This window comes from Dictyobacter formicarum, assembly GCF_016587435.1.
Window position 1 is genome coordinate 206,122 of sequence record NZ_BNJJ01000011.1, and the last position, 20,867, is coordinate 226,988.

The following is a 20,867-nucleotide window of genomic DNA, read 5'->3' on the forward strand; positions in this document are numbered from 1 at the left end:
GAAAATTTTGAAGACACTCTCTACAGACCTACCCGTAGGGGTTACAAAAAAAGCAAAATTTGAAGGATCACGGTTTGACCTGGTCTTTTCGTTGTCGACCGCCTGGTTTCTGACAGGAGCCTGCCTGGATGCCTGGGCACATAGTCACCTTGCCCGTCTGGAGACTTTCTTTACCCCCTGGCACGCAGTCCTCTATTCCGGCTTCCTGGCTACGGCCCTGGTGTTGATCGTCACAATCTGTATCAATCGTACCCGTTGCGCATCCTGGTATGAAGCCATTCCTTCCGGCTACGAACTAACTGTACTGGCCGTGGCTGGCTTCGCCATTGGCGGAGTCGGTGATATGCTCTGGCATATCTTTTTTGGCATCGAGCGCGACATCGACGCGGAACTCAGCCCTACCCATATCTTGCTCATGATGTGTGGCTGTGTCTTTCTGGCCAGCCCCTATCGCGCCCTCTATCATCGCTACGGTGTCTCCTTGCATGGCATACAACGCCTGAACCTGGTCCTGTCGCAAATTCTGCTGATGACCCTGCCAGCCCTTATCTCGACTGGCTTCCATCCTCTAGCCCACTTCTGGCCGACAGATACACCGACGGGAGATGGAACAGGGCAGATGCTGGCCGTGGTCAGTATTTTATTTCAAGCCGTCGTTGTAACTGGTTTTGCCCTCTTTGCGCTACAGCGCTGGCGTTTATTTCCTGGTTTTTTTACGCTCACCTGGGGAGTGACCGCCATTGTAATGTCGGTCATGGGAGATAGTGTGTTGAGCATCGTGATCGCGACCCTCGGCGGCGTGCTGGCCGATTGTGCCTATCACTTTCTCCAGCCCGATCCAGAAAAACGTCTGACCAACTATCGTCTGTTCGCCCTGTTTGTACCCATGTGTCTATTCCTGGTCTACTTCCTGGTGCTGCAATTTGCGACCCCGACCAGTGTGATTTGGACGATTCACCTGTCAGCAGGTTCGATCGTCGTCAGTGGCTTACTCGGACTACTGCTCACCTATTTGATCAAACCGCCCACCATCAACCGCTAAAAAGCAGGGCCCTGGTACCTGCTAATTTTCGGTACCAGGGCCTTTGCCCCCTCACAAATATACAGCCAAGATCTACAGCTATTACTCACCAATAACCTTGACAATAACCTTTTTGTCGCGCTGACCATCAAATTCCATATAGAAAATGCGCTGCCAGGGGCCCGAGTCGAACTGGCCGTTGGTAATCGGAATAACGACCTGGTGGTGAAGCAAGAGGTTTTTAAGGTGGGCGTCACCATTGTCTTCACCAGTGCGATGGTGCCAGTAATCTGGATTCTCAGGCGCTAGCCGCTCAACCCATTCCATAATGTCGTGCCAGAGGCCCGACTCCTCATCGTTAACGATGACAGAGGCTGTAATATGCATAGCGGAGACAAGCGCCAGCCCCTCGTGTATGCCGCTGGCGGCGATGATGCGCTCGACTTCATCGGTAATCGGCACAATCTCTTTACGGCGACGCGTATGAAACGTGAGGTACTCGGTGTGTGATTTCATCTGTCTGCTCTCCTATATCAATTCAATTTTTCTGCCGGCAATAACAATATAGCAGTAAGGCATACAGGGATTGTACCTGACCAGCGCAAAAGCTACCTGCAGCACTGACTGCTTATATGTTTTCACGTCGAGGATGGCAGATAGGGAGAAAATACGCATTATCGTCGAAGATGAGTTTGCGCGAGGCACGCACACCTACCGCTGAGGGCTGGCCTCCGGTAACAAAACAATTATGAACCAGGCTAACATCCTGCAGGCCATGCTCGGTCTGCAGCTTGGTTGTGGGCAGGGCAACATATTGTTGGTAGACTTTGAGCTGTTTATCATAAAAATTGAGCTCGCTATGCTCGACAATGCGCTACCGATCAATAATGGTGACCGAAGAACCTTCACGACCATAGACAGACTTGTCATTTCTCTGCCTGGTCTCAAGGGTGCAGATCGTTTTTATTTTTTTCGTTAAGGATACGAAGAGCATGAGCAACATCGGCATCGATAACCTGTGAATCAACATGCACGGCATTGACACCATCCGAGGTAAAAGCTGTGTCGGGTTGAGAACTATCTTCGATCCTCATCCTCGAGCCAGTTGCAGGCGCGAAAGAGAGCTGGGGGTGAGTCGCGTAGTCGTAACCGCCATGGCTGGCAAGGATAACTTTAGCCTGCTCGGCGTAGATGCCTGCTCGTACAACCAGCAATGTCATGCCGGCCTCATAAGCGCGTTCATAATAGTGAATCTCTGCCATGGAGATTCCTATCGACTCCAGGTCAGCTTCGAGGGCTTCAAAACTCTCGTAGCGTCTACTAAACATATGCAACAGCTTCCAGTGGTCTGTTTTCCGCGTACACTGAATAGACTTGCGCGAAATGCCACAGTGATGTAGCTGATTAACCGCATGTTCTGCATGAGCATAATTATCAAAAACGGCGATGAGTGGCTTCGATAGCATAAACATCACCATCCTCCTTCTCATGATCCACAAATATAGTTCTATCTCTGCTAAAGCTCGATAGCTTCTTTGTTGTCACGAGAAAATGGGAAGAAAGGAGACAAGCTATGAAAATCTGGATCGCCCTCAGACTTCCATAGCTCGGTTAGAGACACCCTATTCAAACGCATAAAAGCCTTATTCATTGCTCTAAGGTGACGTTACGAGGCTTGCTGCTTATCCATGATCCGCTTTAACACTCCAAGCAGGGCGATGGTGCCAAACCAGGCGCCTGTAATCAACCAGGTTCGCTTCTTCGCATGCGGGTCATTCATGAGATGCCTCCTGTTCACAAATCCCGATGTTTCTGTGTCGACGGATTTACAAAACGTCCCTGCATAAGATTATTATAAGCGGACGAAGTCATATCTTGATAGTTAGGGATCACCGTTTCAGCCAGAGGTTGCGGATAAGTGTGCGACTGCTGGACGAGCGAAGCTCGCTGCGCCGTTGGATTGGTTGGCCGATCCATAGTCTGGCGCGCCAGCGTATTCATCACTAGCATATTCCGTTCGGCCAGCACCTGGTGAGGAACAAAAGTATAGAGCGATCCTTGCATGGCCGCCCGCTGCTGCTCAATCTGGTCCGGCCGATGACCGCAAACTTCACAGGCCTGCTGAACCTGACGGGCAAGCTCTTCCGGAGATAGGGAAAAGAGCGCGTCCAACATCCGGGTCAGATTGTTCTGACGACTAAGCATAACCTGGCGGCCATGCACCAGGCGCTGTATCTGTTCAGCCGCTGTATTCGTTCGACGAGCCTCTTGAATTTGCCGGGTGATCTCGACAACAGGTAACATGTCTAGTTTGCGATAAAGAAAACTAACTACAGCAGCCACATCTTCATCTTCCTGCCAGTTCTGAAGCAAATTCAGGCAAAACAAGCTATCATAGCCTTTAACGGTACGTGGAATGCTTAGCAAGCTGATTTTACACTCACTGATCCACAGCGCGTGCAGATAACGCACAACGTCAGCTACTGAGAGAGAGGTAAAACGTTGCTTTCCTTGTACCTGCTCGATAAAAAGGAAACACCGCTCAAATTCAGGCTGTAACTGTTCAAAGGCTGCCAGTTTCTGTACCACCAACTCTGGCAGTTCGGTCCGGACGGCCATAACACTTCCCCTTTCCGGTATACGCAAACATGAGCTACTGTTAGTAGCACGTCTGAAAACGCTCAGAAGGAGACAAATTACTTTGATGCTAGCAGCTAGCAGACAGAGAATTATAATAGAGACGGTCAACATGCTCTTACTATTAGCGAAGGAGATCTCTATCATGTCGTCGCAATCAGTAGACCAGGCGGAAGTTGTGGCTCCCCCGCCATTGATATATGCCACTGGATTGCTACTTGGCTTATGGGTGCATTCACGGATTCCTTTGTCTTTGCTACCTGCTAAGTTGCGCAAACCTGTAGGATTCAGCTTGCTTGGCCTCGGCATATTGGCATTGCCAGGGCCAGACAACTGATGCAAAAAGCTGGTACCAAGAGGTTGTTCTTGCCAGTGAGCTAGTCGACGTTGATCTTACCTTCCATAACCAGGCCCTGGGCATCGATTTTGAAGACTCGCGCATAGGGTGGCTCGGGATGGTGGCGGTGAGAGAAGATAATGTAGAGGTAGCCACTGCGTTTTGCATATTCGATATCACGAGGAGATGGGTAGGCCTCAGTGATCGGATGCGAATGATAGTAGATCAAGTCGCCATCGTATTTATCAATGTCGTTGTAGATGCGTACCAGATCCGTTTCGCTAATAATCGAGAAGTCATCCGGTCGCTCGGCGGCATTGGCGGTTGGATAATGCTTGACCGCCCGCCCATCGACGCTCCCAAGCGCGCCACAGGTCTCATTAGGATACCCGCTACTAACGTGCTCGACCATCTCTTGATAGATGGTCGAGGGAACATATACCACAAAACTCGTTTCAGCTACCATAAGACTTTTGCCTCTAATGTATCTTCGATCTGCTCTACCGGGCGCGTCCAGAGGTCTTCACTCAGGTACTTCCAGCCGCCATCCGGCAGCAGAGCTACAATCTTTCCCTGCTCCATGCTATCTGCAACGCGCAAGGCTGCATGTAGCGATGCGCCACACGATGGGCCGGCAAAGATACCTTCTTGATCCTTCAACTGACGTGTACGACGAATAGAATCTCCACCAGAGACCAGTATCTTGCCGTCTAGCAACGACTGATCCAGCACGGGCGGCACAAAACCATCCTGTAAACTGCGCAGGCCCTGTACCCCTTCGCCCTGCTGTGGCTCAGCGGCGACGACCTTGATGGCAGGATTATATTCTTTCAAGCGTCGGGCAGTACCGGTCAGAGTGCCACCGGTACCCAGGCCCGCCACGAACACATCAATGTCAGGAAGGTCCTGGATAATCTCAACAGCAGTAGTCTCGTAATGAGCCCGGGGATTAGCCGGATTGCCATATTGATACAGCATCACATAGCGATTATCTTCTTCTGCCAGTTCCCTGGCCATTTTAACCGCTCCGTTACTGCCCAGGCTACCATCGGAATAGATGATTTGTGCGCCATACAGCTCAAGCATCTTCTGGCGTTCACTCGTCACATTATTTGGCATTACAGCCACAAACTGATATCCTTTAATACGAGCAATCATCGCCAAAGAGATACCGGTATTGCCACTCGTTGGTTCCAGCAAAATCGAACCAGGATGTAGCTTACCGCTCTTCTCAGCCTCCTCAATCATCTTCTTTGCTACGCGGTCCTTCACACTGCCTGTAGGATTGCTGCCTTCAAGCTTGGCATAAATCTCCACTCCCGGCCGAGGACTGAAGCTCTTTAGCTCAACAAGTGGTGTGTTGCCAATTGTTTCCAAGAGGCTGCCATAGCGCATACGTCTTTTCTCCTAGCGCCCACCCGCCATAGCTGGCAAAAGGGTTACGGTATCGTTCGCACCTACTGTGGTCTCCAGACCCTGTAGATAGCGGACATCTTGATCATTGACATAGACATTGACGAAACGGCTCAGTTCTTGCTCAGGCTGAATCTGCTCTTTCAGAGAGGGATGAACCTGGTACAGATTGCTCAGAACTTCGCCCAGGGTGCCTCCCTGTGCGCTAACTTGTTTGGAACCGCCCGCATACGAGCGCAATACTGGTGCTAAACGAATATTTGCCATGACGCTTTCTCCAGCTTATAGAATAAATTTTAAGTATACGGCCACCAGTTGGCGGCGAAAATAAGACGGAAGCACAGGACTCTGTACTCCCGGGCAGAGGACGTATGTCCTCTGCACACCCTCAATAACACTCTGTACTATGCAGGGATCGCACAGACGTCCGCATAGGTCGGCAGATCTTCAGGATGCCCATGCTCACCACAGGCGGCACAATTAGGATCGCGGAAGAGTCGCAACTCCATAAATTCGCCCGCCAGAGCATCATAGGTTGACAAACGACCAACCAGAGGATCGCCAATGCCCAGTAATACCTTGATAGCCTCGGTAGCCTGCAATAATCCAATGATGCCAGGCAACACACCAAGTACACCGGCCTCGGCACAGCTAGGCGCCAGCGCTGGTGGTGGGGGCTCTGGATACAGACAGCGATAGCAGGGGCCATCGTAAGGCTTAAATACCGTAACCTGTCCCTCAAAGCGGAAAACGCTGCCATGAACAACCGGCTTATTGAAGATAAGCGCCGCATCGTTCAACATGTAACGCGTAGGGAAATTATCGGTACCATCAATAATCAGATCATATTCAGAGACCAGCTGCTTGACGTTGGTTTCGTCCAGGCGCTCGATATAGGTGACAACCTTGACATCGGGGTTGAGCGCGTTGATCGTTGTGCGCGCCGACTCGGCCTTATATTGGCCGATACGCTCGGTGTTGTGAATTACCTGACGTTGTAAGTTACTATCATCCACCACATCAGCATCGATGATGCCAATGGTGCCAACTCCAGCTGCAGCCAGATACAAGGCCGCGGGAGAACCCAGACCGCCCGCACCGATGAAAAGAACTTTGGAATCGAGCAACTTCAACTGACCCTGCTCACCAACCTCGGGTATAAGCAAGTGGCGACTATAGCGCTTCGACTGGGCCTCGTTCAATGTGCGCGGTTGTGTAAAACCCAGACCACTTCCCTTCCACTGGCCAAACCCACCAGCCATCGACACGACATCTTTGTAGCCCATCTGCTGCAAGGTACTTGCTGCCATGAGTGAGCGCACACCGCCAGCACAATACAGGACAACTTTCTTTGATTTATCGGGGACCGTCTCTTCAATCTGTGATTCAAGATGTCCTCGCGGAACATGTATTGCGCCGGGAATGTATCCTTCATTCCATTCTGTCTTCTCACGGACATCTACCAGTGTGAAATCTGCATTTCCCTGCTTACGCTGGTTTAATACCTCATTCACCTGCGATGCAGGCCATTCGGGTACATGTTGCCGTGCTTGCCGCAATATCTCGCGAAAAGCATCACCCATGTTACATCACCTCAATGTTGACTAAGTATATCAAATTAGTTTTAATCTAACTAACCAAAGAGTACCATGTATGATTTTTTCTTGTCAAGAAAGCTGAGCTAACTAATGCACTCCATGGGGCTCATCTGGTTTTTGAAGGTAGCGAAAAGGAGGAAAAAATGGATCAAGGGCATCCTCTTGCCCTGGCCCTTTACGCTCTCATGTATATGAACACTATGTGAACGTCGATTATTCCAAAAAGCTGCATTTCCAATCAAAAGCCAACCATGTACGGTCTAATTGCACATGGTTGGCTTTTGATCAGATCAGGTCCACTCTGTTGCTGACAGCTCGCGCGTTGATGACTGTAATACTTTGTCTTTCTCTATTTGCCGCAGCGTTTTTTGAGCGGTATACGCAGTACCAATTTTGAAAGAGGACTGTTGCATTTCCTGTACCAGTGGTGCCAGGTAGGGCTTTAATTTGATATAGCGCAGGTAAAGCTGATGCAACACATACGATCCCGTCTCGGCCAGCCAGGGCGAGGTGTCGGCGGACATCAGAACCTGTAGCGTAGGCACAACAATCAATTTACCAAATTGAATAAGTTCTTTGGCAGCCATCCAGGCAACACCATGGTCGGGATCATTCAAGCTCTGGGCCAGGATTGGAATGGCTCTGGCGTCGTTGATTTCACCCAGGGCTCGCACACAATGCCAGCGCGTCCAGGCTGAAATGCTGCTGCACTCGGCAATCAGGTCGGGTACGGCCGCCCCCCCTATTTGCACAAGCGACTGAAAAATCTGTGACCCCAGGAACTCGTCCGCGCTATGCAGAGCAGATAGCAACGCCGGCACAGCTTCGATAGCGTGCATACGCCCCAGTGCTTTGGCCGCCTGGAAGCGTACTGATGGAACAGCATCCTTCAAAGCTTCAATCAGGACTGGCACATCATTACGATTTCCAATCAGGCCCAGAATATAAGCCGCGTTCTCGCGCATGTGGGGATTGGGAGAAGCCATGCCAGCCAGCAGTACACGACGTGCACGTTCGCTATCCATACCAGCATCTGGCAGAAAAAGGGTGCGTAAGCGCGTACGAGCATAAGGTGAACGCAGAGGCAGCGGTACCACAAATGGTTTGCCGGCCCAGGTACCCAGAGCGATAAATTCTAAAAGATTGCGGGCCAGGCGATCATCTTCCAATGAAGAGACTGCAATCATTGCCCGTGGATCATTTTTGAGAATCCAGATCATCAAGCGCCAGGCTGCGCCACGATGACCCTCAGCAGCCTGTTCAGCTAATACCTGTGGGGGAGTTTCTCCCATAGGTGGCGTGATTTCGGAAGCCGGTGGCATCGAAGTCGGGATGGGTTGCTGCTCTATGTTATGAGAGTTTTGAGTATAAGGATCTGAATGGGGCGTCATTGTAAGCTCTCCTAAAAAGGATTGAACAATGCACCGTCAGAGAGGAAGATCCGAAAAAAGAGACTACACTAAAGTATATCATAATTCACGACCCATGTATGCTACGCATACATGGGTCGTGAATTATGATAGGGCCTATTGATTGAGCGTGTTAAACAGTCGCTCAGGGGTGATCGGAAGTTCAGTCGGCCGGACGCCAACTGCATCGTAGATGGCATTCGCAATCGCGCCCGCTACCGGAATAACCGGGGGTTCACCAACACCTTTCGCTCCATAAGGACCGACGCCCGATGGAACTTCGATCAAGAGTGGTGTGATGTTAGGAACATCAAAGCTATGCGGCAAAGCATAATCCATGAGGGTAGACGTTAACAACTGACCATTTTCGTCATGCTCCAGACCTTCAAAGAGCGCCCAACCAATGCCTTGAGTGACACCGCCATGGATCTGCCCCTCAACGGCTGGTGGGTTAATGGCTTGACCGACATCCTGGGCCGCCACATACTCCAGTACGCGCACTTCTCCGGTATCGGGATCAACAGCGACTTTGGCCAGGTGGGCCGCATACATGGGCGAACCCTCAGGAGTCGGAGTGCGTCCCTGACCATAGACGGGTCCACGACGGCTGAAACTGGTCGAAGCCTGGGCAATCTTTTGCAGCGACAGGGCTTTGCCCGGCACACCTTTAACCACCACGTTATCATCCTTAAATTCCAGGTCGTCCACCGCTGCTTCTAGCATATCGCTGGCGATCTGCAAGATCTGTCGTCGGGTCTCCTGTGCCGCTGCCAGCACCGCGGGCCCCATCGAATAGATCGTCTTACTCCCCCCGGTAGCACCACTGTAAGGCATGGTGTCAGTGGCATCATGGGCGACATTGACCTGAGATGCAGGTAATCCCATCGCCTCAGCCGCAATCAAGGCCAGCGAGGTATCTGATCCGGTCAGATCCACCGTACCAATTACCACAGATATCGTGCCGTCGGATTCCAGGCGACAGGCGGCGGCCGCTACATCATTTCCACCGGGCCAGCCACCAACCGCCAGACCAAAGCCAATCTTCCAGCCTGCCAGTTCCTCAGGGACCTCTTTCTGTCCCTGGCGCTCTTTCCACAAAGGATGCTGCTCAATGCCATCCAGGCATTCAATCAGGCCCAATGGCGGCAAAACAGGACGACGAGGATTGCCAGAAGGATCACCACCCCGCAAGCCATTCTGCCGGCGAAACTCAAGTGGATCGATCTGCAACTCCTGGCACAAATCAGTGACAGTCGATTCGAGCGCAAAGGCTGTTTGAGGAGCATCAGGAGCACGATAGGCCCCGACGCTAACCTTATTCGTCAGAACTTCATAGCAGCGGATGTCGGTATTGGGACAGCGATAGACACTCGAGATGAGATAGCCAGCCAGACCTGCTGCCGCACCTGGAAAGGCGCCAGAGTCAAGGATAATCCTGGCCTGCAAAGCGACCAGCGTGCCATTGCGCTTAGCACCCAGCTTGACTGTAATCAAGGATTGTGGAGCGGGATTGCCAGCCAGCAATTCTTCCTGGCGTGTATAAACCAGGCGCACGGGCTTGCGAATAGCGTAGGCCACCGCCGCCGCCAGGGGCTCCACCAGACCAAATTTACCGCCAAAGGCACCGCCAATCGGCATTGGCTCGACTAAAATCTGGCGCTCCGGCAAGGCCAGGGCATTCGAGATATCAGAGCGCGCATTGTATAAACCCTGCGAGCTGGCATAAACTCTCATTTTATGCCCTGCTGATTGCTCAGGAACGACAGTAATCGACTGCGGCTCCATATAGGATTGATGGACGGAATGCGTGCGATAGCTGCGCTCAACTACCACGTCGGCTTCACGCCAACCTGCCTCTATATCTCCTGTATGCATATGCACACGATCACTGACATTCAGCGAAAGATTCTCTTGCTCTTCTTCTCCAGCCTGCGCAGTTCCCACATCAGCATGGGTGCCCCCACCAGCAATTTCGGAGGTCTCATCCTTAGAACGTGGCCGGGTCAGTGGCGCATCTGGCTGTAGCGCCGCCAGCGGATCAATCACCACCGGCAATGGATCATAATCGACATCCACAGCTGCCGCACCGTCCTCAGCCAGCGCCTCAGATTCAGCTAACACAACAGCTACTGGATGACCACACCAAAATACTTCATCCAGGGCCAGAGGTGACTGAGAGCGCGAACTCTCATGCGCTTTAGCCATTTTCAGGGTGTCAGCGGTATAGACGGCAACCACACCTGGAATAGCCAGAGCCGCTGTAGTATCAATGGAGACAATGCGGGCATGTGCATAGGGGCTTAAGACCAGGCGCGCGTGAAGCAAGCCGGGAAAAGGCAGGTCACCGGAAAAACGCGCACGCCCCGTCAATTTCTCTTCCGCATCCATACGGCGCGTGGGCTTACCAACCGCAACATGATTTGTCTCATGATCAATGGTTTGTGTCATATTGGAAAAATACTCCATAAGATGATCTAAAACAGTACATACGTTCACCGGTTATGGGCGCTGTGCTTTCCTCACCCGGCGGTGCCTGATAGAAAGCAACAAAGAGGCAGGGCAAAAATCAGAAACGCCAGACCCTGCCATGTAACACTTTTCAGAACTTGCATAGACTATGACTGACTATAGCAGTGTATCACACACATGGGTTTTGTGTCAGACATAATCTATGCAAACCAGCACAATTATGCGAAATGCGGAACGACATGAGCGACGAAGTGCCGCAAGGACTCTATATCCAGAATGCGGAACATAAAATGCGAAACGCCAATGTCACGGAACTGTTCAAGCTCGCGCACCACTTCCTCGCTGCTACCAGCGATAAAATGTTTGTTTGGATTGCGCTTGACCTTAGCAGGATCATCTGACACGCTGACGGTACTCAGATAGGAAAGGGTGATCTCCGAGAAATCCCGACCAACACTGCTGCAATGCTGACGAAGAATCGCTAGCTTGCGCCCATATTCCTCTACTGTACAGGAATTAAAATTCCACCAATCTGCATAACGGGCCACAATAGCCAGAGTGCGCTGCTCGCCGCCACCACCAACCAGCAAGGGAATTGGGAGATCAGGTTGAGGAGCGCAATAGGCCTCATGTACCTGATAGTGCCTCCCTTCATATGTGGCTGGTTGCGTAGTCCACATGCTGCGCAAGACCTGGATGGCATCTTCCAGCTCTTCCATCCTTATCTTTACGGGTGGATAGGGGAAATTATAGGATTTATACTCATCTTCTTTCCATCCAGCACCAATACCCAGGATCAGGCGTCCGCCCGTTAGGGCCTGCAGGTTGGCCGCCATCTTAGCTAGTAAGGCGGGATTGCGGTACGATTGGGATAACACTAAGGACCCGATCTTGAATTGAGGATATTGGGCCGCCAGGTAACTCAGGGTGGTTAGACACTCCAGCGCATCGGTCTCGCCCACCTGCAGATGGTCTTCTAACCAGAGTGTCGTAAAACCTGCTTTCAGCTCTTCAATGCAGTGCCGATTAAAATCTATCAACTCGTGCAACCTATGACCGGGATCATTCTGTCGCAACATGAGACCAAATTCAACAGCAGCCAACGTCATACCTCCATTTTGATTGCATTTAGAGGACAAATTCAGGAAGCACTTGCCTGACTCCCCATAAAGCTATACACCGCTACAGGAAACATTCGCTTCAAGTTGAAGCCTATCATGTTTGGGAGGAAAGAAGCAAGGAAGCAAGGAACAGCCCCAGTGGACAGAGCAACAAAGTGAGCCAGGAGAAACGATACGTTTTATCCTGGCCTGCAACCTTTCTTATTAATTGAAGAAGGAACCAGATATCTAGATCTAAAATACCCTGGTTAGACAACTAGCCCTTAGAAGGTAGCACAGTTCCAATACCAGTTGACTTATTGTCTTTATCCAGCACAATACTCGCCATATGTGGATCTGTATCACGCTCTTGCAACGCCAACAAGGTCGGCCGATACGCTGTAATAAAATCCAGTAATCCCAACGTCTCCTCGGGTGTCAAATCAAAGCTGATGCCCGAAGGATGTTTGAGTACCAGGCCAGGCTCTTCCATACGAGCGCGATAACGCCCAACTATTGCATCCATAGCTGTTGGCTCCTTCCCTGCAGGGATAATATCTCGCTAGATACATCACATCTCTTGTCTGTTACGCGCGATCCTACTTCCATTCTAGATGGAGATCAGCAATATAGTCAACAAACAGACTGCGTAATATAGAAAACCAGAAAACACAAGCCATAAAAAACCTAAACCCATCCCCTTAGAGGATGGGCCAATCGAGGCCTGCCGCGGCATAGATGGCTTCGATGGTAGCCAGGTTTTCAAGTGTTTCGCTCAAGGAGAGTTGCGGGTCTTGATTGGAACGAATACATTGTGCAAAATGTTCCACTTCTAACTGATACTGGTCAACTCCCGAGAAAGATTGCTCGCTCATCTGGCCATCCTTTGTGATAAACGCGGTCATATCATAACTCCCCGGTGTAAAAGGGACAGGCAGCGTAATCATACCGGCCTCACCAATAATTTCTGCTCCCTGGCGCGAGGGTAGGCCAAAACTGCAGTCGAGCATGCCAAAGCAGCCATCACCATAATCCAGGACAGCGTTAGTGGCCAGATCGACACTGACAGGTCCTGTTACATGCACGCGGGCAGCCACCGAACGGGGTGAGCGCTCATAGATAGCTCGGAAAAGGTTGATCGGATAACATCCCACATCCATCAATGAACCACCAGCCAGTTCTGGTTGTAAACGAATGTTTTCGGCACGTGTTCGAATATCAAATGAGAAAGAAGAGCGCACCAGCCGTACCGATCCAATCATACCTGTCCTGATCTGTTCTAAAGCCCAGACGATCTGAGGATGAAAACGATACATAAAGGCTTCCATCAACAATACCTGGTTGTCACGCGCCACCTGTACCATCTCCTCCCCCTCCTCACGCGTGACGGCCATTGGCTTCTCGCACAAGACGTGTTTGCCCGCCTGCAACGCTCGTATAGACCACTCGGCGTGCAAGCTGTTCGGAAGAGGAATGTAGACCGCTTCGATCTCAGGATCTGCAATAATCGCATCATAAGAATCATATATACGCACGTTGGGGGCAAAAGCATAGGCCTCGGTGGCATGGCGGCTATCACGGCTGCCAACAGCAACCAGTTTCCCATTAGAGGAGGCTCGGATCGCCGGAGCCACCGCTCGCACACCTATATTGGCCGTGCTTAAGATACCCCATCGAACAGGGTCTTTTCGAATCAAAATCCTGGGTTCCATAACTGGAAAAATCCTTTCGGTAAAACTCACCCTATTATAAGCTCAAAAAGCTGTCTATGTTCAATACCATTCACTGTGTTTCGCATCAAAATTGGAGAAAAGCCAGTGGAAACTTGCAACCAGCGTTAAAATGTGCTTACACTCAAAGGGGTATGGGTATTTCCATACTGCTAACATAGAGAAAGGGTATAATATCTCGTGCCACAAATGACGAAAAAATATCCACTAAAGGTAGGCGTCCAATTACACCCACAGCACACTTCATACGAAGATTACGCTAATGCTGTAAAACGCGTGGAAGAGCTTGGTGTAGATACGATCTGGAACTGGGATCACTTCTTCCCACTCTATGGTGATCCGCAGGGTAATCACTTTGAGGGTTGGACTCTGCTGACAGCCATGGGCATGCTGACCAGTAAAGCCCAGATTGGGTGTCTGGTAACCTGCAACACCTATCGCAATCCTGCCTTGCTCGCCGATATGGCCAAAACGCTCGATCATATCACTAATGGCCGCTTGATCCTGGGTATTGGCGCAGGCTGGTTTGAGCGTGATTATAAAGAGTATGGCTATAACTTTGGCACTGCCAGTAGTCGTCTGAACGCGCTGGAAGAGTCGCTGGCAATCATCAAAAAGCGTTGGGAGGTCGATGTACCAAAACCTGTACGTGGCTCGGTTCCAATACTGATTGGTGGTGGTGGCGAAAAGAAAACCTTACGCCTGACCGCTAAATACGCCGACATGTGGCATGGCTTCGGCGATGTCGAGACCATTACACATAAAATGGAAGTGCTCAACGATTGGTGTCAGAAAGAGGGTCGCGATCCCAATGAGATCGAGCGCACCTGTGGCACCGACAAGGATGACAGCAACGAAAAGCGCGATGCCCTCGTTAATGCTGGTATCAGTCAACTCATTCTGGGTCTGGGTGCTCCCTGGGACTTTGAAGCGGTTCAGAAACTGGTACGCTGGCGCGACTCACGTAAGTAAGCACTGGTCAACCTGTATAATAATAAGTCAAGGGCCTATAGCTGTAACCAATGCAGCTATGGGTCCTTTTCAATCTGCATACCTTCACATCCGTGGCCCATCGACGTATTGATGAATCACGCAAGTAGCCAAACATACAAAAAAAAACGATACGCCCTGTTCGGATGTATCGTTTTTAGTGGGGTGACCGATGGGGCTCGAACCCACAACCGCTGGAGCCACAATCCAGAGCTCCGCCTATTGAGCTACGGTCACCATACTATTTTTGTGTGCTCATTTCTTAACACGTCGACAGTATACCGGAGCGCTTGCGAATTGTCAATAGCTAAACAACATAATTTTTGCCAGATTGGGAAAATTCAATTAATTTGTGGAATTCGACCACTTTTTGATGCATTCGCCCCCTCTGCAACGACTAAGGGAGGACGGTACGATTGAACACTGGCTTGATCGAGCGGTCCAAAAACAGGTATCCGAGCGCCAGAGCGCTCATTAAAATACCAAAGATGGGCCCGAACATGTGCAGGATATTTCTGTATTCAGGCTGAGTCAACAAATAGAGCTCATAGAGCACTTCGCTGGTCTCATAGGCGACCGTGGCCCAGTACGCCCAGTATTGCACGGTCCAGAGGCCGTAGACAACAATAAAGCCGAGCAGGGCTCCCAGCAGCAAAGCAATAAAATCACGAGATCCAGGGACGGTAAAAGGTAGCAAAACCAGACAGCCCAGTGATCCCATCAACTCAAAAAGAGCGAATGTGGTAATACTGCGAGGACGTGAACGGCGAACTATTTTCATGAAAAATTCTCTCTTTAAAACATTTTGCTTTATGACATGCCACAAACAAACATATTAAATATACTCTTCTACTTATACAGCACAGCCTGCCTCCAAGTCAAAAAGAGAGCATGCGGCTGGTACCAAATCAAAAAAGCAGGCGTTTCGTGCCTACGGCCCCTGACGCTTCGCGCCCACGGCGCTCAAAAAATTTCGTGTTGTGTCATGCAAAAGATGCGCAACTACGCATCTTTTGCATGACACAACACGGAAAAGGATATAGGGGCATCAGCACCCCAGGCCAGCAAGGGAGCCCGATAGATCTGGAAAGAACTCTGAAACACACTTGACAAGCAGAAATCCCTGTCCTACACTCCAAAGAGAATATATTATAGGACGAATTTGGTCATCGAGAGAAAAGGACACAAGCAGGTATGTCACAGGGACCACATAGTGCTTCAAACGGGACAGACATTCCTGAGAGCACGCAAGAAAACGACCAGCAATCCACTACCGATAGAGATGAACTGGCGTCCTTGCCAGAGTTGCCTCCAGGTATTTTTATTCCTGTTCCGGCCAAAACGCCCCGTCGCAAAACGCATTGGCCGGATGCCATTGATGTTATCTTTGAAAAAGATCCAGCCTGTAAAAATATCTTTGAGGCGCTATTGTATCAAGGTTTATGGGCTATCCTGTTTCATCGGGCAGCACATGCGCTCTATAAAGCACACGTGCCGTTCATCCCGCGCATGATCTCCCAGTTTGCACGCTTTATCACCGGCGGTATTGAGATTCATCCAGGCGCCCAGATTGGCAAGCGCTTCTTTATTGATCATGGGGCAGGCGTGGTAATTGGTGAGACCACCGTCATTGGCAACAATGTTATGCTTTATCACCAGGTTACCCTCGGTGCCACAGGCTGGTGGAGGCCCAACCCATTTCGCAAACAGCAGAAGAGGCATCCCACCATTGAGGACGACGTAACAATTGGCGTTGGCGCGGCCATTCTGGGTCCAATCACCATCGGTAAGGGGAGCAAAATCGGCGGTATGGCCCTGGTGCTAGAATCGGTACCAGCTAACTCGGTGGTTGTCTCTAAACCAGCCGAGCTACTGGTCAAAGGTGGTGAACCGTTGGAGAAACATCAAGAGTTGACCCAGGGCTGGAACGGCAAAGATCCCTGGGAGATGGATTACCAGATCTAATGCCCACACCGGGACCTCTTCACCTGAATACCTCTATGCATAACACTGAAGGGTATCCAGAAGCAGGTCCCAAAAGCGTTCAACCTGCAGCGCGTATCCGACGCACGCATTCGCAGGCAGTCCCGTTTTACCATAGATGTCGCAAACAGTACGCCCTACCGTCCATTCTCCCTGCGTTTCAATAGCCACGTGCATCTCCCTGGTGAGTATAATACCAGGCTCAATGACAGCGGCTACTGCACAGGGATCATGCAAGGGCGGCGCGGAAAAACCAAAAACCTGGCGATAGGAATCCGCAAAATAGTGCAACAGATCAGCAACAAAGGTAGGTACAGGTCGCTGCATGGCGCGCAGGCGCTGCATAATATCTTCAGTAGCCAGAGCCTGGTGAGTTACTTCTAGCGGGACCATCGTGATCGGTCTCCCACATGCAAAGACAATTGCCGCCGCTTCAGGATCTGCCCAGATGTTAAATTCGGCGCTGGCCGTCACATTGCCTACGCTGATCGCTCCGCCCATTAGCGATATGGCCTGGATTTTAGGCACGATAGCCGGCTCACGACGTATGGCCGCCGCGATATTCGTTAAAGGTCCGGTAGGAATCAATACGATATCGCCATTGGACTGTAAGAGCAGTTCTATGAGCAGGTCGACGGCATGCTGAGCAGCCAGAGGAAAGGCGGGAACGGGCATCTCAGGACCATCCAGACCCGATTCGCCATGAATATCGGAAGCAAAGCGCGCCGGACGTAGCAGTGGCCGCTGCATACCACGGGCTACTGGCACATCCAAGACGCGAGCCAGCGAGCAAACCTTCAAGGCGTTGGTCGAGGTCTTCTCTACCGACTGATTACCAGCCACAGTTGTCACTGCCAGCAGTTCCAGCGCGGGATGACGAGCTGCCAGCAGCAGTGCGATCGCATCATCGTGCCCTGGATCACAATCCAGAATAATCTTTTGTCTCATGTTCTATCCTTTGTCAGCTACCTCATCTTTGATAGTCAGCCTGAACCGATAGATGTCGTCTACACAGATGAGTATTTTCTATCGTAGCATGTCTATATAAAGATTTTCAACTCCTCACAAAATTGAATGCAAGCATCCTGAACAGGCTCATGCAGAACAAGTCCTTCTCACATTTAGCACTCGACGCCAATCGATGGCATTGTTATAATGACCCAGGAAAACCATAGCTGCGACAGCTAGTTGAAAATAGAGGGTATTGTATTGTCAACAAACAAACCGGGCAATTTGATTATCGGACAATCCGGCGGAGCAACCGCGGTGATTAATGCCAGTCTTGTTGGTGCAGTTGAGGCCGCTCTCAACGATCAGCGTATCGGCGGCATCTATGGCATGCATCATGGCATTGAAGGTCTTCTCAAGGAAGATATTATCGACTTAGGCAATCAACCGAACTCTGTATGGTCACAGCTTTTACATACACCATCGGCGGCTCTGGGTTCGTGCCGCTATAAGCTCCAGGAGCATGACCTGGAACGTACAATTGAAATTCTGCGCCGCTATGATATTCACTATATGCTCTATATCGGGGGCAACGATTCGGCCGATACGGCTCATCGCCTGGCTGAGGCGGCGCAACAGAGCAACTATGAGTTATTTATTATAAGCATTCCCAAAACCATCGATAATGATCTTCCATTCACCGATCATTGTCCAGGCTATGGTAGTGCAGCTCGTTTTCTGGCGCAAGCCACGCAAGATTCCACCATGAATACGCTATCAATCCCCTGGCACTATCCCGTCAAAGTCATTGAGACAATGGGACGTGACGCTGGTTGGTTGACGGCCTCAGCCGCTCTGGGCAAACGCAGCGAGAGCGATGCGCCACATATCTTGCTGCTTCCCGAAAAACCTTTTAATGCGCAGAGCTTTCTGACACAAATTGAGGAGATTTATAAGCAGCTTGGCTTCGTTATTATCGTTGCGGCCGAAGCCATTCGCGATGAACAGGGCAATGCTCTGGGCAGCGCAGGACAGGCTGGGCTGGATGCTTTCCAGCATCCATTGCTAAGTGGGGCCGCTCAATACCTGGTAGAACTGGTTAAACGTGAATTGAAGCTGCGCGCACGCTTTGATAAACCTGGTGACCTGCAACGTATGTCCAGTACTAGCATTTCTGTGCCCGATCGTAATGAGGCTTATCTGGTGGGCAAAATGGGAGTACATGCCCTGCTCGCTGGTGAAAGTGATAAGATGATAACATTGGTACGAGAAACACAAGCACCTTATCACTGCACAACTGGATTGGCAGAATTAAGCCAGGTCGCTAACGTACAGCGCCTGCTGCCAGATGAGTACTTAAATGCAACCAAAACAATGGTAACCGAGGCATTTTACGACTATGCATTGCCATTGATTGGTGAACCATTGGAATACCATACCCAACTACAAATGACAAGGATACAGTCATGACACACCTAACGCGAGCAATCCTGATCGTGCTGGATGGCGTGGGGGCAGGCGAAAATCCCGATGCCCGTGCCTACGGCGACGAAGGAGCTAGTTCGCTCGAACACTGCGCCCAGGCCATCGGCGGCCTGGAACTGCCTAATCTCGGGACCCTGGGAATAGGCAATATCACTCCCATTGTTGGGACCCCGCCTTGTGAAAAGGTCGCAGGTGCCTATGGACGCATGGCATCAGCTGCGGCCGGCAAGGATAGTACCACAGGGCACTGGGAAATGACAGGCGTCGTTCTCTCCAGACCACTGCCCACCTATCCACACGGTTTTCCTGCGGATGTGGTCGCAGCATTTGAGCAAGCGATTGGACGCAAAGTTATCGGCAATAAAGTTGCCTCGGGCACTGAGATCATTAAAGAGCTTGGCGAGGAACATGTACGCACTGGCTTTCCCATTCTCTACACCTCCGCCGATAGCGTTTTTCAGGTTGCGGCCCATCAGGATGTTATTCCGCTCGCGGAGTTGTATCAGATATGCGAGATCGCCCGTAATATGCTTACAGGCGATCATGCGGTAGGGCGGGTCATTGCGCGTCCTTTTATTGGTGAGCCAGGTGCCTTCAAACGTACCGAGCACCGTAGAGACTTCTCGCTGGCTCCCACCGGCATTACGCTACTGGATCACCTCAAGGACACAGGCAAAGACGTGATTGGCCTGGGTAAAATAGAAGATCTTTTCGCCGGACGCGGCTTAACCCAACGCGATCACACCGAAACGAACCGCGAAGGAATGGATGCCACCTTGAAATGGCTTGAACAGGATTTTGCAGGTCTACTTTTTGTCAATCTGGTAGAATTTGATATGCTATGGGGCCATCGACGGGATAGTCAGGGGTACGCGCAAGCCTTACGCGATGTAGATCAGTGGCTTCCACTGGTTCAACAACGCATGCGGCCCGGAGATGCGCTCTTCTTTAGCGCTGATCATGGGGTGGACCCCACCTATCGGGGCACAGACCATACACGGGAATGTGTACCCTTGCTTGCCTATGGAGAGCCAATTCGTTCCGGCATAAATCTTGGCGTTCGCCCAACCTTCGCGGACCTGGGTCAGACGTTAGCAGAAGCTTTTGGTGTCGAACCCCTGGCTGCTGGAACAAGTTTCGCACCTACACTGGGGTTAGTATGACAGAATTACAACGTGATAACAAAACAGATGTGGCTCAAGGGCCATATCTGCGTGGTGAACGCATCCAATTGCGCCGGCCAACCCCAAAAGATACGAACTATGTCTTTCACTGGGAACGTGACGATGAGGTGTGGCGCTATGATATTCATCGACCGTATTCACGTACTATGGGCGAATTTTTGCCCACGTTCGAGCGCAACTACATCCGTGGTAATGGCCGCCAGTTCTGGTTCATCATTGAAGATGAAAACAGGATCCCCATCGGCACTATCACGTATTTTAACGTTGATAACCGTATGGGACAAGCCGAGATTGGCCTGGGATTGGGAGACAAAACCCGCTGGGGTCAGGGCTATGGGCCAGAAGCGATTCGCACTCTGGTACGCTATATCTTTACGTTGCCCGGCATTCGGCGTGTCTATGCAGAAACCGCTCTGGCCAACCATCCATCTCGTCGAGCCTTCGCAAAAGCTGGCTTTGTCGAGGTAGGGCAAATCTACGATCCCCGCAGCACGGGCGAACTATGGGTGCTATTAGAAATATGGAAATCACATACTGTGTAGTCAGATTAAGAAAGGAGATGA

Annotated in this window: 22 protein-coding genes and 1 tRNA gene; 7 read left to right on the forward strand and 16 right to left on the reverse strand. The window is 50.9% G+C overall.

Going from position 1 to position 20,867, the window contains the following annotated elements; translation table 11 throughout:
• The first annotated feature begins 7 nt into the window (after window positions 1-7).
• Window positions 8-1,042, forward strand: coding sequence for a hypothetical protein (locus JMI88_RS20385; RefSeq protein ID WP_201363819.1), 1,035 nt, complete (start codon window positions 8-10; stop codon window positions 1,040-1,042).
• A gap of 81 nt (window positions 1,043-1,123) precedes the next feature.
• On the opposite strand, the gene JMI88_RS20390 is transcribed toward JMI88_RS20385, so the two are convergent.
• From JMI88_RS20390 to JMI88_RS20405, 4 genes are all read right to left on the reverse strand, one after another.
• Window positions 1,124-1,537 (reverse strand): secondary thiamine-phosphate synthase enzyme YjbQ, encoded by a 414-nt coding sequence (locus JMI88_RS20390; RefSeq protein WP_201363820.1) that lies wholly within the window; start codon window positions 1,535-1,537, stop codon window positions 1,124-1,126.
• A 112-nt stretch (window positions 1,538-1,649) separates the two neighbouring features.
• The gene (locus tag JMI88_RS40735; protein WP_201363903.1) at window positions 1,650-1,892 is read right to left on the reverse strand and encodes a glutathionylspermidine synthase family protein; all 243 of its coding nucleotides are present in this window, start codon (window positions 1,890-1,892) and stop codon (window positions 1,650-1,652) included.
• A gap of 73 nt (window positions 1,893-1,965) precedes the next feature.
• Window positions 1,966-2,493 carry a hypothetical protein gene (locus JMI88_RS20400; protein ID WP_201363821.1) on the reverse strand — a complete coding sequence of 176 codons (528 nt, stop codon included), beginning with the start codon at window positions 2,491-2,493 and terminating at the stop codon, window positions 1,966-1,968.
• Window positions 2,494-2,815: 322 nt separating this feature from the next.
• Window positions 2,816-3,640, reverse strand: a complete 825-nt coding sequence (locus tag JMI88_RS20405) for a hypothetical protein (RefSeq protein WP_201363822.1) — start codon at window positions 3,638-3,640, stop codon at window positions 2,816-2,818.
• A gap of 163 nt (window positions 3,641-3,803) precedes the next feature.
• On the opposite strand from JMI88_RS20405, the gene JMI88_RS20410 reads away from it, so the two are divergent.
• On the forward strand, window positions 3,804-3,995 hold the full coding sequence (locus JMI88_RS20410; protein ID WP_201363823.1) for a hypothetical protein: 192 nt from the start codon (window positions 3,804-3,806) through the stop codon (window positions 3,993-3,995).
• Between the two features lie 40 nt (window positions 3,996-4,035).
• Here the strand turns inward: JMI88_RS20410 and JMI88_RS20415 are convergent, their stop codons facing one another.
• The 9 genes from JMI88_RS20415 to JMI88_RS20455 all read right to left on the reverse strand — a co-directional run bounded on the left by JMI88_RS20415 (window position 4,036) and on the right by JMI88_RS20455 (window position 13,696).
• Window positions 4,036-4,461 (reverse strand): M67 family metallopeptidase, encoded by a 426-nt coding sequence (locus JMI88_RS20415; RefSeq protein WP_201363824.1) that lies wholly within the window; start codon window positions 4,459-4,461, stop codon window positions 4,036-4,038.
• Window positions 4,455-5,390 carry a PLP-dependent cysteine synthase family protein gene (locus JMI88_RS20420; RefSeq protein ID WP_201363825.1) on the reverse strand — a complete coding sequence of 312 codons (936 nt, stop codon included), beginning with the start codon at window positions 5,388-5,390 and terminating at the stop codon, window positions 4,455-4,457. Before JMI88_RS20420 ends, JMI88_RS20415 begins: the two co-directional genes overlap by 7 nt.
• Window positions 5,391-5,402: 12 nt before the next feature.
• Window positions 5,403-5,675, reverse strand: a complete 273-nt coding sequence (locus tag JMI88_RS20425) for a MoaD/ThiS family protein (protein WP_201363826.1) — start codon at window positions 5,673-5,675, stop codon at window positions 5,403-5,405.
• 137 nt (window positions 5,676-5,812) lie between these two features.
• Window positions 5,813-6,991, reverse strand: a complete 1,179-nt coding sequence (gene moeB, locus JMI88_RS20430) for a molybdopterin-synthase adenylyltransferase MoeB (protein ID WP_201363827.1) — start codon at window positions 6,989-6,991, stop codon at window positions 5,813-5,815.
• A 305-nt stretch (window positions 6,992-7,296) separates the two neighbouring features.
• On the reverse strand, window positions 7,297-8,397 hold the full coding sequence (locus JMI88_RS20435; protein ID WP_201363828.1) for a HEAT repeat domain-containing protein: 1,101 nt from the start codon (window positions 8,395-8,397) through the stop codon (window positions 7,297-7,299).
• 135 nt (window positions 8,398-8,532) lie between these two features.
• A complete protein-coding gene (locus JMI88_RS20440) occupies window positions 8,533-10,863 on the reverse strand; it encodes a xanthine dehydrogenase family protein molybdopterin-binding subunit (RefSeq protein ID WP_201363829.1) in 2,331 nt (776 codons plus the stop codon).
• 239 nt (window positions 10,864-11,102) lie between these two features.
• On the reverse strand, window positions 11,103-11,987 hold the full coding sequence (locus JMI88_RS20445) for an LLM class flavin-dependent oxidoreductase (RefSeq protein ID WP_201363830.1): 885 nt from the start codon (window positions 11,985-11,987) through the stop codon (window positions 11,103-11,105).
• Between the two features lie 274 nt (window positions 11,988-12,261).
• The gene (locus tag JMI88_RS20450) at window positions 12,262-12,510 is read right to left on the reverse strand and encodes a hypothetical protein (protein ID WP_201363831.1); all 249 of its coding nucleotides are present in this window, start codon (window positions 12,508-12,510) and stop codon (window positions 12,262-12,264) included.
• Between the two features lie 175 nt (window positions 12,511-12,685).
• Entirely contained in the window at window positions 12,686-13,696 is a 1,011-nt protein-coding gene (locus JMI88_RS20455; RefSeq protein ID WP_201363832.1) for a Gfo/Idh/MocA family protein, read from the reverse strand.
• Window positions 13,697-13,903: 207 nt separating this feature from the next.
• Here JMI88_RS20455 and JMI88_RS20460 point away from each other — a divergent pair, with 207 nt between their 5' ends.
• Window positions 13,904-14,686 (forward strand): LLM class F420-dependent oxidoreductase, encoded by a 783-nt coding sequence (locus tag JMI88_RS20460; protein ID WP_201363904.1) that lies wholly within the window; start codon window positions 13,904-13,906, stop codon window positions 14,684-14,686.
• 179 nt (window positions 14,687-14,865) lie between these two features.
• On the opposite strand, the gene JMI88_RS20465 is transcribed toward JMI88_RS20460, so the two are convergent.
• Window positions 14,866-14,941 (reverse strand) — tRNA-His (locus JMI88_RS20465).
• 160 nt (window positions 14,942-15,101) lie between these two features.
• Window positions 15,102-15,485: a hypothetical protein gene (locus tag JMI88_RS20470; protein WP_201363833.1), complete on the reverse strand. Its 384-nt coding sequence runs from the start codon at window positions 15,483-15,485 to the stop codon at window positions 15,102-15,104.
• A gap of 413 nt (window positions 15,486-15,898) precedes the next feature.
• Here JMI88_RS20470 and epsC point away from each other — a divergent pair, with 413 nt between their 5' ends.
• On the forward strand, window positions 15,899-16,669 hold the full coding sequence (epsC, locus tag JMI88_RS20475; RefSeq protein ID WP_201363834.1) for a serine O-acetyltransferase EpsC: 771 nt from the start codon (window positions 15,899-15,901) through the stop codon (window positions 16,667-16,669).
• A 33-nt stretch (window positions 16,670-16,702) separates the two neighbouring features.
• On the opposite strand, the gene JMI88_RS20480 is transcribed toward epsC, so the two are convergent.
• On the reverse strand, window positions 16,703-17,635 hold the full coding sequence (locus JMI88_RS20480; protein ID WP_201363835.1) for a nucleoside hydrolase: 933 nt from the start codon (window positions 17,633-17,635) through the stop codon (window positions 16,703-16,705).
• Window positions 17,636-17,896: 261 nt separating this feature from the next.
• Between JMI88_RS20480 and JMI88_RS20485 the strand changes: the two genes are divergently transcribed.
• Genes JMI88_RS20485 through JMI88_RS20495 form a run of 3 tightly spaced genes read left to right on the forward strand, consistent with a single transcriptional unit; the run spans window position 17,897 to window position 20,846 of the window.
• Window positions 17,897-19,105, forward strand: coding sequence for a 6-phosphofructokinase (locus tag JMI88_RS20485; protein ID WP_201363836.1), 1,209 nt, complete (start codon window positions 17,897-17,899; stop codon window positions 19,103-19,105).
• Complete coding sequence (locus JMI88_RS20490; protein WP_201363837.1) at window positions 19,102-20,283, forward strand: phosphopentomutase; 1,182 nt, start codon at window positions 19,102-19,104, stop codon at window positions 20,281-20,283. Before JMI88_RS20485 ends, JMI88_RS20490 begins: the two co-directional genes overlap by 4 nt.
• Complete coding sequence (locus JMI88_RS20495) at window positions 20,280-20,846, forward strand: GNAT family N-acetyltransferase (protein WP_201363838.1); 567 nt, start codon at window positions 20,280-20,282, stop codon at window positions 20,844-20,846. Before JMI88_RS20490 ends, JMI88_RS20495 begins: the two co-directional genes overlap by 4 nt.
• The last annotated feature ends 21 nt before the right edge of the window (window positions 20,847-20,867 follow it).